This is a genomic window from Dryocola clanedunensis subsp. sulfonylureivorans, from assembly GCF_016756775.1.
GTDB classification, from domain to species: domain Bacteria; phylum Pseudomonadota; class Gammaproteobacteria; order Enterobacterales; family Enterobacteriaceae; genus Dryocola; species Dryocola clanedunensis.
Map to the genome: position 1 here is coordinate 34,852 of NZ_JAERMU010000004.1, position 12,845 is coordinate 47,696.

The window sequence follows — 12,845 nt, forward strand, 5'->3', positions numbered from 1 at the left end:
TTCAATTTATTTTTATGTACTTAAGCCAAATAGCTTTCTTCAGCAGAATTATTTTTGCTGCATATTCAGACAACTAACTGACGGAACAGCGCTTTGCCCTGGAGCAGATCCGGTATCGCTTTTCCATATTTAGAGCTGGCTCGCAGGAGTAATGAAACGCATTGGGGAGTTGCAGCTTTCCGGCGGGTAAATGAGCTTTACCCGCCGTGATTTGATTAGAAGTCGTAGCGCAGACGCACCAGGTTCATGTCGCCCAGATCGTCGGTGCTGGAGGTGAACACGTGTTCGTAATCCACGCGGAAACCGTAGTCCAGCTGGAAGCTGACGCCCAGGCCGTTATCGATACGCTGGTAGTTACGCCCGTTGATGTATTCGATACGGTCGCCCATGAAGTAAGGCTGTACGGTTTTCAGCGCGTACTGGCCAACCGGGATGGTGTAGCCCGCGAAGTATTCCACGCCCCACGCGTCGCCCGCGAAGTAGTCGTTCACGTCCACTTTTTTGGTGGTCATGAAGTTCTGGTACCAGCCGCCGCCCACGCTGAACGTCCATGCATCTGGTTTCCAGCTCAGCGCCGTACCCACGATGTTCTGGTCATAGCTTTTGCTGTCGTCGTCGCCATGGTTGCGCATCTGGGCACGGGTGTAGTTCCACGCCGTACCCCAGGTCAGGTCTTTGCTCAGATGGTAATCCACACCGAGCGAGCCGCCGCCTTTACGCTTGTAGCTCAGGCCGTTGCCCGGCTGGTATTCGCTATCGTCAAACAGGTAAGAAGCGTAAACATCCGCATCACCGAAGGTATTTTTATACTTCAGCATTTTTCGGGAACGATAGGAGCCATCGTAGTCACCGTTAATGCCGTTACCCGGTGCCTGGCCTATCATGTCGTAGTCCCAGATATCCGTTTTCGCCCCGACCACGTCGTAATAAATACTGTTTTGCTGACCAAAGGTTAACTGACCCCAGGTTTTGCTTTTCAGACCGGTGTAAAGCATACGTCGGGTCGTGTCGTTGGCACCTTCCGCATAATGGTTATCCCAGTCAAAGACTGCCGGAATATTAACGCCCAGTTCGTAATAGCTTATCCAGCTAATATCATCAAACAGATAATAGTCTGCCGCAAAGCGGAAGCGCGTCCCGCCGTCGAAGCCATTGCGTTTATAAGAGCCTTTGTCGCCGTCTCCGGACATCATGTTGAACTGCGGACGAATACTGCCGCCAACGGTAAAGTTCAGGCGGCTTAAGGGATCGCCTGCCTGCGGATCCTGCTTTATTAAGGTAATTTCAGCGTTAGCGGCGAACGAGGCCGAGCCCAATAGCAGTCCGGCCCCCACCAGCAGTGAAAGTGTGTGCAGTTTTGTTTTCATTAGTGAACCCTGGTAACCAATTTTTTTATAAGCGTCAAAATATTACAGGGTATTTGTCTCGCCGGGGTCTGAAATTTTTACGGATTTGTGCGCTTAACCCTTCCGTGTTCTTAATATCTATTACAAAAATATATAAATATAATTTAAATATGCACCAGCTCAATGAAATGCAAAATATACCAGCGTATATAGCGATGATTTAAGCGAAAACAGGGGGGATATCCCCCCTTCTGAAATCCTCAGGCCACAAACTGCCGGAACAGCGCCTTACCTTTCAGCAGGCGGATGCCCAGCCAGCCGCCGCACAGGGAAAGCAGCACCGCGCCGGTAACGGGCAGGATCGCCCACAGTCGCCAGTCCGGCTCCCACGGGAAGTCGAAGACCTTCGTTTGCAGCATGCCCAGCGCCGTTTCGGCACCGATGGCCGCCACCAGCCCGGAAACAAATCCCAGCACGGCAAACTCGCACCACAGCGTGGTTCGCAGCAGGCGCTTGCCGGCGCCCAGCGTGCGGTAGACCACCAGCTCCTGATGACGCTGGCGCATCCCCACCTGCACCTGGGCCAGCAGCAGCAGGACGCCGCAGGCGGTAACCAGCACAACCATCACCTCCAGCGCGCGGCTCACCTGCTCCAGCACCTGCCCGACCTGGCGCAGAATAGCCCCGATATCCAGCAGGCTGACCGTCGGGAATTCGCGGTTGAGCTGCGTTAACAGCGTGTTCTTCCCCTCCCAGCGGAAGCTGGTGAGCCAGCTTTGCGGCTGGTTGTCCAGCGCGCCCGGCGGGAAGATAAAGTAGAAGTTAGGCCGCAGGCTTTCCCAGTCCACCTTGCGCAGGCTGGAGACTCTGGCCGAGAAGTCCTGGGTGTCGCCCATAAAGGTGACCGTATCCCCCAGTTTGATATTCAGGCGTTTCGCCACGCCCTCGTCCATTGAAACCTCGCCCGCTTTCGGCGGCCACTGCCCCGCCAGAATCGGATTGTGCTCCGGCTTCTGGCTTTGCCAGGTCAGGTTAAGCTCGCGGTTCAGCGCTTCGTCCGGGTTGCCTTCGGTAGATTTGCCGTTAATCGCCGACATGCGCACCCGCACAATCGGGTAGAAGGTTTCCGGGATCACCTGATGCTCGGCGAGGAAGGTTTTCACCGGCTGCACCTGATCGGTGGCGATGTTCAGCAGGAAGTAGTTCGGGCTTTCCGGCGGCATCTGCTGCTGCCAGCGGTCGAGCAGGTCGCCGCGCAGGACCAGCAGCAGGGCCAGCAGCATGAACGACAGCGAGAACGCGGCAAGCTGGCTTAACGTCGCCCACGGCTGGCGCAGCAGACGGTTCACCGCCAGGCGCAGCGCGAGGTTTTTCACCGTCAGCTTTTTGAGGATTTTCAGCACGCCCCAGCCGACGATGCCGCACAGCGCCGCCAGCACGACCGTTCCCGCCAGCACCGCCCATAGCAGGGTGCTTCCGCCCATCAGTAGCGCTAACAGCAGCACCACGACGACAGTAACGATCGGCAGATACACCTTTAGCGGCCAGACGCTGGCCACCGCGTCACGACGCAGCACGCGCAGGGGCTGGGTGGCCAGCAGCAGGCGATAAGGCCGCAGGCCGACCAGCAGTGAAATCACCACCATCGACCCCACGGCCCAGACCCACGGCCACAGGCTGGCTGGCGGAAGCGCCGCTGGCAGAACAGGCTTTAACAGCCTGATCAGCACCGCCTCAAACACCATTCCCGCCGCGCCGCCGGTCACTGCCGAAAGCAGGAGCACCATCAGCCACTGGCCGATGATTAGCTTGCGCAGCGCCGCGCGCCCTGCCCCCAGCGTTTTCAGGATGGCGACCAGATCGTAGCGGCTGCGGCAGTAGTGGCTCATGGCCACCGCCACGGCGGCCACGGCTAACAGCAGGGTCAGCAGAGCAGAAAGCAGCAGGAACTGTTGAGAACGCTCAAGGGATTTGCCCAGCGCCCCCTCGTCCTGCTCCAGCCCGTACCAGCGCTGCTCCGGCGTCAGCTTTGGCAGAAGGTAGTTTTCAAAGGATTCGATTTGCTGCGGCGTGCCGCCAAATTTATAGCGCCACGTGATGCGGCTGCCGGGCTGCACCGCACCGGTTTTTGCTACGTCCGCCAGGTTCATCATTAAGCGCGGGGCCATCTGGAACGGATTAAAACCAGAGTCCGGCTCCTGCACCACTTCCCCGGCAATGCGCAGAGTGGCATCCCCCACGTCAATATTGTCGCTCACCTTCAGGTTCAGCAGGGCCATCAGGCGCGGGGCCAGCAGCACGCTGCCCGGCTCGGGTTTCAGGCCGGGCGGTTTTGTTTCCAGCTCGCCGTACATCGGGTAAACGCCGTCCACCGCTTTGACGCTTGCCAGCTGCGGCGTATCCCCCGCGAAGGTCATGGTGGCGAAAGTGAGTTGCTTACCCACTTTCAGGCCGTCCTGCTTCGCCTGGCTCAGCCACGCTTCCGGCACCTCACGCGCGCTGCGTAGCGCCCGGTCCCCCGCCATAAAGTCGCGGCTTTGCTGGTTAAGCCCCTGTTCCATGCGGTCGCTGATGTTGCCCAGCGCCAGCACGCAGGCCACCGCAAGGCTCAGCGCCAGCCAGACGATAAGCAGCGAGGGCGAGCGCCATTCGCGCCAGAACCAGCGGGCTATCATGCTTCCTCCCACAGCTGACCTTCACGCAGGCGCAGGCGGCGGTCGCAGCGGGCCGCCAGCTGTTCATCGTGGGTGACAAGAATAAGCGTGGTGGCAAAATCACGGTTAAGAGAGAAAAGAAGATCGGCGATGCGGTCGCCGGTCTGGCGGTCCAGGTTACCGGTTGGCTCATCGGCAAACAGCACGCCGGGCCTGCCGTTAAACGCGCGGGCCAGCGCCACACGCTGCTGTTCGCCGCCGGAAAGCTGCGCCGGAAGGTGATCCAGGCGCTTGCCCAGGCCGAGCTGTTCGAGCAGGGCTTTGGCCTGGCTGCGGCTTGCGGAGTCGTTTTCCCCGCGCAGCAAAGCAGGCAGCTCAACGTTCTCCAGCGCGTTCAGCGTCGGCACTAACATAAACGACTGGAACACGAAGCCGACGTTTTTGGCCCGCAGCACCGCCCTCGCCTCTTCGTCCATGTTATGCAGCGGCTGGCCGCAGAGATGCACTTCGCCCTCGCTGCCGTCGTCAAGACCTGCCAGAATCGCAAGCAATGTGGACTTGCCCGAGCCGGATTCGCCAATCAGCGCGATGGTCTGCGCCGGTTTGACAACCAGCTCAACTCCGGTAAGGATGGAAAGCTGGTGATCCCCCTGACATACGGACTTACTAAGATGATGAACTTCAACAATGTTTTCCGCTGGCATTTGCCCTTCCTGTTTCTGGCTTTGATGACCTTCCGCGCCGCTTATGCGGACACGTTGTTGATTCTGGGTGACAGCCTGAGCGCCGGGTACCGCATGTCGGCAACCGCCGCATGGCCTGCGCTGCTGGATTCGAAATGGCACCAGCAGGATACAAAAGTGGTCAACGCCAGCATCAGCGGTGACACCGCGCCGCAGGGGCTGGCACGCCTGCCTGCACTGCTGAAGCAACATCAGCCGCGCTGGGTCTTAATTGAACTTGGTGGTAACGACGGCCTGCGCGGTTTTCAGCCTCAGGCCATCGAGAAAAGCCTGCGGCAGATTATCACCGACGTGAAGGCCGCTGACGCTCAGCCGCTGCTGATGCAAATTCGCCTGCCCGCCAACTACGGCCGCCGGTATAATGAAGCCTTCGGCGCGATTTATCCGCAGCTTGCCAAAGAGTTTGATATTCCTCTGCTGCCGTTTTTTATGGAGGAGGTCTATCTGAAACCGCAGTGGATGCAGGATGACGGCATTCACCCTAACCGTGATGCCCAGCCGTTTATCGCCGACTGGATGGCGACCCGTCTGGCTCCTTTAGTTAACCACGACTCATGAATGTACGGGGCACCTCTCGGGTAAAGTTATGCAAAAATCTATTTTAATTACAGGTTGTTCCAGCGGGATTGGCCTCGCCTGCGCTAAAGCGTTGCAGGCGGAGGGTTTCCGCATCCTGGCCGCCTGCCGTAAGCCGGAAGACGTGGAGCGCATGAACCAGGCAGCATTTACCGGCGTGCAGCTCGACCTGGACGACCCGGAAAGCGTGACGCGCGCGGCGGCAGAGGTTATCGCGCTGACGGGCAATCGCCTGTACGGCCTGTTTAACAACGGCGGCTACGGCGTTTACGGGCCGCTGCCGACGCTCTCCCGCGAGCAGCTTGAAGCGCAGTTCTCCACTAACTTTTTTGGCGCACATCAGCTCACCATGCTGCTGCTGCCGGCCATGCTGCCGCACCGTGAAGGGCGTATCGTTATGACCAGCTCGGTGATGGGGCTGATTGCCACGCCGGGGCGCGGTGCCTACGCCGCCAGTAAATACGCGCTGGAGGCCTGGTCCGACACGCTGCGCATGGAGCTGCACCACAGCGGCATTAAAGTCAGTTTGATCGAACCCGGCCCAATTCGCACACAATTTTCTGAGAACGTTAACCAGACGATTGCGGATAAACCCGTGGAAAACCCGGGTATCGCAGCCAGATTTACCCTTGGCCCGGAAGCGGTAGTGGAAAAAGTGCGCCATGCTTTTGAAAGCAGCAAACCGAAATTGCGTTATCCAGTGACGCTGGTTGCCCACGCTATTTCGTGGCTGCGTCGCCTGCTGCCGGGCCGCGCGCTGGACAAAATTTTACGGGGTTGAGTTGAAGCGCCGCTCCTCGCCCCCATGTAAAAACAAATCGTTATAAGGAATTGATTCATGTCAGCCGAATACATTATCGACATTACCGAAGCGAACCTGCACCAGACTCTGGAGCAATCCGTCGCCACGCCAGTTCTGTTCTACTTCTGGTCCGCCCGCAGCCAGCATTGTGAAGAGCTGACGCCGGTACTGGACAAGCTGGCCGCCCAGTATCAGGGCCAGTTTGTTCTTGCCAAAGTAGACTGCGACGCCGAGCAAATGGTGGCTTCCCAGTTCGGGCTGCGCAGCATTCCAACGGTCTATCTGTTCCAGAACGGCCAGCCGGTGGACGGCTTCCAGGGGCCGCAGCCGGAAGAGGCGATTCGCGCCCTGCTGGAAAAAGTGCTGCCGCGTGAAGAAGAGCTAAAGGCTCAGGAAGCCATGCTGCTGGTGCAGGAAGGCAAGCACGCCGAAGCGCTGCCGCTACTCAAAGATGCATGGCAGATCTCTAATCAGAACAGTGAGATTGGCCTGCTGCTGGCGGAAGTGCAGATTGCCCTGAACCGCAGCGAAGACGCCGAAGCCGTGCTGAAAACCATTCCATTACAGGATCAGGATACCCGTTACCAGGGGCTGATCGCGCAGATCGACCTGCTTAAGCAGGCGGCGGATACCCCGGAGATCCAACAGCTCCAGCAGCAGGTGGATCAAGATCCTGAAAACGCCCAGCTCGCAAGCCAGCTGGCGCTGCAGCTGCATCAGGTTGGTCGTAACGAGGAAGCACTTGAGCTGCTGTACACCCACCTGAAGAAAGATCTGGGTGCCGCCGACGGTAACGTGCGCAAAATGCTTATGGAAATTCTGGCCGCGCTCGGCACCGGCGATGCGCTGGCGTCTAAGTACCGCCGCCAGATGTACTCCCTGCTCTACTGATAACGTAAAAAAAGGCCGACGTTAATTTCGTCGGCCTTTTTAATTTTTATCGATACGCCCGTATTCCGCCGTCCACCCCGTGCGGGCTTAACAATACCTGCCACAGCTGAATATTTCGCGCCCGGAACGCTCCGGCGCAGACGTTCAGATAATAGGTAAACATCCGTTTAAAGCGCTCGTCATAATTCTGCCCAATTTGCGGCCAGCTCTGCTGGAAGTTTTCGTACCAGGCCATCAGCGTTTTGTCGTAGTCCGCGCCGATGTTGTGCCAGTCTTCCATAATAAAATGCGGCTCGCTGCTTTCGGCAATATGCTGCACCGACGGCAGGCAGCCGTTCGGGAAGATATATTTATTGATCCACGGATCGACGTTTAAATCCGTTTCGTTCGAGCCGATGGTATGCAGCAGGAATAAACCGTCCGGCTTAATGTTTCGCGCCGCCACGTCAAAATAGGTCGCGTAGTTTTTCGGCCCGACGTGTTCAAACATCCCCACCGATACAATACGGTCGAACTGGCTGTTTAAATCACGGTAGTCCTGCAGAAGAATATCCACGTCCAGACCTTTGCAGCGGTCCAGCGCCATTTTTTGCTGTTCGGCAGAAATAGTCACACCGACCACCGACACGCCGTATTCCTGAGCCGCATACTGCGCCAGCCCGCCCCATCCGCAGCCGATATCCAGCAACTTCATTCCCGGCTTCAGCTGCAGCTTTTCGCAGATCATTTTAAGCTTGTTGCGCTGGGCGGTGACCAGATCGGTCGCGTCCTTCCAGTAGCCGCAGGAGTACTGCATATAGGGGTCGAGCATCGCCGCAAACAGATCGTTACCGATGTCATAATGCTCTTTACCGACAATCCAGGCGCGTTTGCGGGATTGCAGATTAAATAAGCGGGCGCTGGCCACGCGGAGAATATCAGCAGCTGACTTCGGCACTTTTTTATCGAGGCCGCTGCGCAGAATGCGACAAAACAGCTTATCCAGACGCTCGCATTCCCACCAGCCATCCATATAGCTTTCGCCCAGCCCCAGCGAACCTTCCTGTAGCACTCTTTTATAAAACTCGGGATTATTTACCTGAATATCGAAGGCGCTATTACCATTAATTCTGACGCCGGCGTGGTCGAGTAATTCTTCAATAATTCTGTTCCAGCGGGATTTGTTTTCCTGTTCCCCATCGACGGTGACGCTTCTCATTCCTACCTCAGAAAGAATAATGGGCCGCAGGCCCGAATGAGACTAGCTTAATCCTGCTTTTCACATTGAGAAAATGAACTTAAATCATAATAGCTATGCCTGAATGGCATAATTCTGCTCATCCCGCCTCTCGCCACAAAGTATTCTGCTCAACGGGGCAGAAGTCGCTGAATGTTTAGCTGTCTGCGGGTAGACTAAAGTGAAAACAACCAGGAGGTTTTTCATGTTTATCTTCATTCCCGTACTGATCCTTGTCGCGCTTATCATTGTTGGCGCCGGGGTAAAAATTGTGCCTCAGGGCTACCAGTGGACGGTTGAGCGCTTTGGCCGTTACACCAAGACCCTGATGCCGGGTCTGAGCCTCGTGGTGCCGTTTATGGACCGCATTGGCCGCAAAATCAATATGATGGAGCAGGTGTTAGATATCCCATCCCAGGAAGTGATCTCCAAAGATAACGCCAACGTTTCCATCGATGCCGTCTGCTTTATTCAGGTCGTTGACGCGCCGCGCGCAGCCTACGAGGTCAGCAACCTCGAACTGGCGATTATCAACCTCACCATGACCAACATCCGTACCGTGCTGGGTTCGATGGAGTTAGATGAGATGCTCTCCCAGCGCGACAACATCAATACCCGCCTGCTGCATATCGTCGATGAAGCGACCAACCCGTGGGGGATTAAGATCACCCGCGTTGAGATCCGCGACGTGCGTCCGCCGACTGAGCTTATCGATGCGATGAACGCGCAGATGAAGGCCGAGCGAACCAAGCGCGCTTATATTCTGGAGGCGGAAGGGATTCGCCAGGCGGAGATCGTGAAGGCGGAAGGCGAGAAGCAGTCAAAAATTCTGAAAGCCGAAGGTGAGCGCCAGTCTGCATTCTTACAGGCCGAAGCCCGTGAGCGTAGCGCTGAAGCGGAAGCCCGCGCCACCCAGATGGTGTCAGAGGCCATCGCTAAAGGGGATATTCAGGCGGTGAACTACTTCGTTGCGCAGAAATATACCGACGCGCTGCAGCAGATCGGCTCGGCGAACAACAGCAAAGTGGTGCTGATGCCGCTGGATGCCACCAGCCTGATGGGCTCCATTGCCGGGATCAGCGAACTTATCGCGCAAAGCGGTAACGAGCGTAAAAAATGATCGCCCTGCTGTTTGCCCACGCGCATATCTTCTGGCTGACGCTCGGCGGCCTGCTGCTGGCAGCCGAAATGCTGGGTGCCAGCGGTTATCTGCTGTGGAGCGGCGTGGCTGCGGTGGTGACAGGCCTGCTGGTGTGGGTCGTGCCGCTAGGCTGGGAGTGGCAGGGCGTGTGCTTTGCCGTGCTGACGCTGGTCGCCGCCTTCCTCTGGTGGCGCTGGCTCGCTATGCGCAGGCAGCAGGAGCCGGGTGAAGTGCTGAACCAGCGCGGGCACCAGCTGGTTGGCCGTCATCTGCACCTGGAAACGGCGCTGGTCAACGGCCGGGGGCATATCCGCGTCGCCGACAGCTCCTGGCCCGTGATGGCGGACAGCGATTTGCCCGCGGGCAGCGAGGTGGTGGTGGTCGCCGTCGAGGGTATTACCCTTAAGGTAGAGCCGCGTTAATCCGCCTTCTGGCGATGGCAGCAGCCGGACAGGTTGTCGATAATAGGGCAGTCGGCGCCGTCATCGCCGGGGCAGGCCTCCGCCAGCGTCAGCAGCTGCTGGCGCATCGCCTGTAGTTCACCGATATGATTTTCAATCTCCGCCACCTTTTGCAGCGTTCTGGCCTTCACGTCGGAACTGTGCCGCGCAGGATCGTTAAACAGATTCACCAGCTCGCGGCACTCCTCGAGATTAAATCCCACCTGGCGGGACTGGCGTAACAGCGTCAGTTCATCAATGTGCTTCTGCGTGTAGGTCCGGTAGCCGTTTTCGGCGCGGAACGGCGGCGTCACCAGCCCCTTCTCCTCATAAAAACGAATCGCCTTGCTGGTCAGCCCGGTCTTTTTCGCCACGTCGCTGATATTCATTATTCCCCCTTGACCTTCCCCTGACTGGAAGGTTTAAGCTTACCATACTCGCAAAAATAAGGAGTCTGATGATGTCTCAAGTTATCGATCTAACCCTGGATGGCCTGACCTGCGGCCACTGTGTCAAACGCGTGAAGGAGAGCCTCGAGCAACGTCCCGACGTGGAGCAGGCGGAAGTGACGCAAACCCACGCCCGCGTAACCGGCAGCGCAACGCCGGAAGCTCTGGTTGAAACCGTGAAGCAGGCGGGATACGAAGCTGAGGTTGCAAGCCACCCAAAGGCTGAGCCGCTGACAGAAGAGTCATCAACCCCGTCGGAAGCACTGACAGCGGTCTCCCCTACGCTTCCGGCAGAAGCCGATGATGACAGCCAGCAGCTGTTGATCAACGGCATGAGCTGCGCCAGCTGCGTCTCCCGCGTTCAGACTGCTTTGCAGAAAGTTCCGGGCGTCAGCCAGGCACGGGTAAACCTTGCCGAGCGCAGCGCCCTGATTATGGGCACTGCCTCTGCCGAATCCTTAATTCAGGCCGTGGAGAGCGCCGGCTACGGTGCCGAAGCGATTGAAGACGACGCCGAGCGCCGTGAACGGCAGCAGGAAACGGCCAATGCCGCCACGAAGCGCTTCCGCTGGCAGGCTATTCTTGCGCTGGCGGTGGGCATCCCCGTGATGATCTGGGGAATGCTCGGCGACAACATGATGCTCACCGAGGAAAACCGCTCCATCTGGATGACTATCGGTGTTATCACCCTGGTGGTGATGATTGTCGCCGGGGGGCATTTCTACCGCAGCGCCTGGCGCAGCCTGATGAACCGTACTGCCACCATGGATACCCTCGTGGCGCTGGGCACCGGGGCCGCATGGCTTTACTCGATAACCGTCAACATCTGGCCCCAGCACTTCCCGATGGAGGCGCGCCATCTCTATTACGAGGCCAGCGCGATGATCATCGGCCTGATTAACCTCGGCCATATGCTTGAACAGCGCGCCCGCCAGCGCTCTTCGAAGGCGCTGGAACGTCTGCTGGATTTAACGCCGCCAACCGCCCGGGTGGTGACGGAAGAAGGCGAGAAATCTCTGCCTCTTGCTGAGGTTACGGCGGGAATGACGCTGCGCCTGACCACCGGCGACCGTGTGCCAGTGGACGGCGAAATCAGCCAGGGCGAAGCCTGGTTTGACGAAGCGATGCTGACCGGCGAGCCGGTTCCGCAGCAGAAAGCGGACGGTGACAGCATTCATGCCGGGACGGTCGTGCAGGACGGCAGCGTGCTGTTCCGCGCCACGGCAACCGGCAGCCACACCACGCTGTCCCGTATTATCCGCATGGTGCGCCAGGCGCAAAGCAGCAAGCCGGAAATTGGCCAGCTGGCGGATAAAATCTCCGCCGTATTTGTGCCCGTAGTGGTGCTGATTGCCCTGTTCAGCGCCGCCGTCTGGTACTTCGTCGGCCCCGCGCCGCAGATTGTTTATACGCTGGTTATCGCCACTACCGTGCTGATTATCGCCTGTCCTTGTGCGCTGGGGCTGGCAACGCCAATGTCGATCATTTCCGGCGTGGGCCGCGCCGCCGAATTTGGCGTGCTGGTGCGCGATGCCGATGCGCTTCAGCGGGCCAGCACCCTGGATACCCTCGTCTTTGATAAGACGGGTACGCTGACCGAGGGCAAGCCAAAGGTTGTGGCGGTGTTGACCGGTGACGAAATGCCCGAAAGCGAAGCCGTTCGCCTGGCCGCCGCGCTGGAGCAAGGTTCGAGCCACCCGCTGGCCCGTGCGATCCTGGACAAGGCAGAATCGGCAGCGTTACCGCAGGTTAACGGCTTCCGCACCCTGCGCGGGCTGGGCGTCAGCGGCGAAGCGGAAGGCCATAGCCTGCTGCTGGGCAACAAGGCGCTGCTTGACGAACAGAAGATCGATACCGGAGCCTGGGCGGAAGAAATAGAAGCGCAGGCCAGCAAAGGCGCTACGCCGGTTCTGCTGGCCGTCGATGGAAAATTTGCCGCCCTGTTTGCCATTCGCGATCCTCTGCGCGCTGACAGCGTGAGCGCCCTTCAGCGCCTGCACCGCAACGGCTACCGCCTGGTGATGCTGACCGGGGATAACCAGACCACGGCTAACGCCATCGCCAAAGAAGCGGGCATCGACGAAGTCATTGCCGGAGTGCTGCCGGATGGTAAAGCCGAAGCGATTAAAAAGCTCCAGCTGGAGGGTCGTCAGGTAGCGATGGTGGGCGACGGCATCAACGATGCGCCGGCCCTGGCCCAGGCAGAAGTAGGCATTGCCATGGGCGGCGGCAGCGATGTGGCTATCGAAACCGCAGCCATTACGCTGATGCGCCACAGCCTGGTTGGGGTGGCCGACGCGCTGGCGATTTCCAAAGCAACCCTGCGCAACATGAAGCAGAACCTGATGGGAGCCTTCGTCTATAACACGCTGGGCATCCCCATTGCCGCAGGGGTGCTCTACCCGCTAACCGGCACGCTGCTGAACCCGGTGGTGGCTGGCGCGGCAATGGCGCTCTCGTCCATTACCGTGGTGAGCAACGCGAACCGGTTATTGCGGTTTAAGCCGAAGGATTAATTGCCGGATGACGCTTCGCTTATCCGGCCTACGGGCCGGGTAAATTTGCACCTTTCACCCCGCAGCGGTAG

The 12,845-nt window shown here is 58.5% G+C and carries 11 protein-coding genes; 6 read left to right on the forward strand and 5 right to left on the reverse strand.

Annotation, left to right across the window (positions count from 1 at the left end):
- Positions 1 to 215 precede the first annotated feature (215 nt).
- From HYQ67_RS05000 to ybbA, 3 genes are all read right to left on the reverse strand, one after another.
- Positions 216 to 1,367 carry a porin gene (locus HYQ67_RS05000; RefSeq protein ID WP_202301992.1) on the reverse strand — a complete coding sequence of 384 codons (1,152 nt, stop codon included), beginning with the start codon at positions 1,365 to 1,367 and terminating at the stop codon, positions 216 to 218.
- Between the two features lie 239 nt (positions 1,368 to 1,606).
- Positions 1,607 to 4,021: a putative ABC transporter permease subunit YbbP gene (gene ybbP, locus HYQ67_RS05005; RefSeq protein WP_202301994.1), complete on the reverse strand. Its 2,415-nt coding sequence runs from the start codon at positions 4,019 to 4,021 to the stop codon at positions 1,607 to 1,609.
- On the reverse strand, positions 4,018 to 4,704 hold the full coding sequence (gene ybbA / locus HYQ67_RS05010; RefSeq protein WP_202301996.1) for a putative ABC transporter ATP-binding protein YbbA: 687 nt from the start codon (positions 4,702 to 4,704) through the stop codon (positions 4,018 to 4,020). The genes ybbP and ybbA overlap by 4 nt, the downstream gene beginning before the upstream one ends.
- Here ybbA and tesA point away from each other — a divergent pair.
- The 3 genes from tesA to HYQ67_RS05025 are packed head-to-tail and all read left to right on the forward strand — an operon-like array spanning position 4,672 to position 7,012.
- A complete protein-coding gene (gene tesA, locus HYQ67_RS05015) occupies positions 4,672 to 5,301 on the forward strand; it encodes a multifunctional acyl-CoA thioesterase I/protease I/lysophospholipase L1 (protein ID WP_202301998.1) in 630 nt (209 codons plus the stop codon). The two genes, ybbA and tesA, sit on opposite strands and share 33 nt — an antisense overlap.
- 28 nt (positions 5,302 to 5,329) lie before the next feature.
- Entirely contained in the window at positions 5,330 to 6,100 is a 771-nt protein-coding gene (locus HYQ67_RS05020) for an SDR family oxidoreductase (RefSeq protein WP_202302000.1), read from the forward strand.
- A gap of 57 nt (positions 6,101 to 6,157) precedes the next feature.
- Positions 6,158 to 7,012 carry a co-chaperone YbbN gene (locus HYQ67_RS05025; protein WP_202302002.1) on the forward strand — a complete coding sequence of 285 codons (855 nt, stop codon included), beginning with the start codon at positions 6,158 to 6,160 and terminating at the stop codon, positions 7,010 to 7,012.
- A gap of 46 nt (positions 7,013 to 7,058) precedes the next feature.
- Here the strand turns inward: HYQ67_RS05025 and cfa are convergent, their stop codons facing one another.
- Positions 7,059 to 8,210 carry a cyclopropane fatty acyl phospholipid synthase gene (gene cfa, locus HYQ67_RS05030; RefSeq protein ID WP_202302004.1) on the reverse strand — a complete coding sequence of 384 codons (1,152 nt, stop codon included), beginning with the start codon at positions 8,208 to 8,210 and terminating at the stop codon, positions 7,059 to 7,061.
- 223 nt (positions 8,211 to 8,433) lie between these two features.
- Between cfa and HYQ67_RS05035 the strand changes: the two genes are divergently transcribed.
- A complete protein-coding gene (locus tag HYQ67_RS05035) occupies positions 8,434 to 9,348 on the forward strand; it encodes an SPFH domain-containing protein (RefSeq protein WP_202302006.1) in 915 nt (304 codons plus the stop codon).
- Complete coding sequence (locus HYQ67_RS05040) at positions 9,345 to 9,791, forward strand: NfeD family protein (protein WP_202302008.1); 447 nt, start codon at positions 9,345 to 9,347, stop codon at positions 9,789 to 9,791. The genes HYQ67_RS05035 and HYQ67_RS05040 overlap by 4 nt, the downstream gene beginning before the upstream one ends.
- On the opposite strand, the gene cueR is transcribed toward HYQ67_RS05040, so the two are convergent.
- Entirely contained in the window at positions 9,788 to 10,198 is a 411-nt protein-coding gene (gene cueR, locus HYQ67_RS05045) for a Cu(I)-responsive transcriptional regulator (protein ID WP_202302010.1), read from the reverse strand. The genes HYQ67_RS05040 and cueR overlap by 4 nt on opposite strands.
- 71 nt (positions 10,199 to 10,269) lie before the next feature.
- Here cueR and copA point away from each other — a divergent pair, with 71 nt between their 5' ends.
- Positions 10,270 to 12,774: a copper-exporting P-type ATPase CopA gene (gene copA, locus HYQ67_RS05050; RefSeq protein WP_202302411.1), complete on the forward strand. Its 2,505-nt coding sequence runs from the start codon at positions 10,270 to 10,272 to the stop codon at positions 12,772 to 12,774.
- Positions 12,775 to 12,845 lie beyond the last annotated feature (71 nt).

Bases quoted from the DNA above. Each gene is read 5' to 3' on its own strand.
- HYQ67_RS05000 (WP_202301992.1), bottom strand. From the start codon at position 1,367: ATGAAAACAAAACTGCACACACTTTCACTGCTGGTGGGGGCCGGACTG.
- ybbP (WP_202301994.1), bottom strand. From the start codon at position 4,021: ATGATAGCCCGCTGGTTCTGGCGCGAATGGCGCTCGCCCTCGCTGCTT.
- tesA (WP_202301998.1), top strand. From the start codon at position 4,672: ATGATGAACTTCAACAATGTTTTCCGCTGGCATTTGCCCTTCCTGTTT.
- ybbA (WP_202301996.1), bottom strand. From the start codon at position 4,704: ATGCCAGCGGAAAACATTGTTGAAGTTCATCATCTTAGTAAGTCCGTA.
- HYQ67_RS05020 (WP_202302000.1), top strand. From the start codon at position 5,330: ATGCAAAAATCTATTTTAATTACAGGTTGTTCCAGCGGGATTGGCCTC.
- HYQ67_RS05025 (WP_202302002.1), top strand. From the start codon at position 6,158: ATGTCAGCCGAATACATTATCGACATTACCGAAGCGAACCTGCACCAG.
- cfa (WP_202302004.1), bottom strand. From the start codon at position 8,210: ATGAGAAGCGTCACCGTCGATGGGGAACAGGAAAACAAATCCCGCTGG.
- HYQ67_RS05035 (WP_202302006.1), top strand. From the start codon at position 8,434: ATGTTTATCTTCATTCCCGTACTGATCCTTGTCGCGCTTATCATTGTT.
- HYQ67_RS05040 (WP_202302008.1), top strand. From the start codon at position 9,345: ATGATCGCCCTGCTGTTTGCCCACGCGCATATCTTCTGGCTGACGCTC.
- cueR (WP_202302010.1), bottom strand. From the start codon at position 10,198: ATGAATATCAGCGACGTGGCGAAAAAGACCGGGCTGACCAGCAAGGCG.
- copA (WP_202302411.1), top strand. From the start codon at position 10,270: ATGTCTCAAGTTATCGATCTAACCCTGGATGGCCTGACCTGCGGCCAC.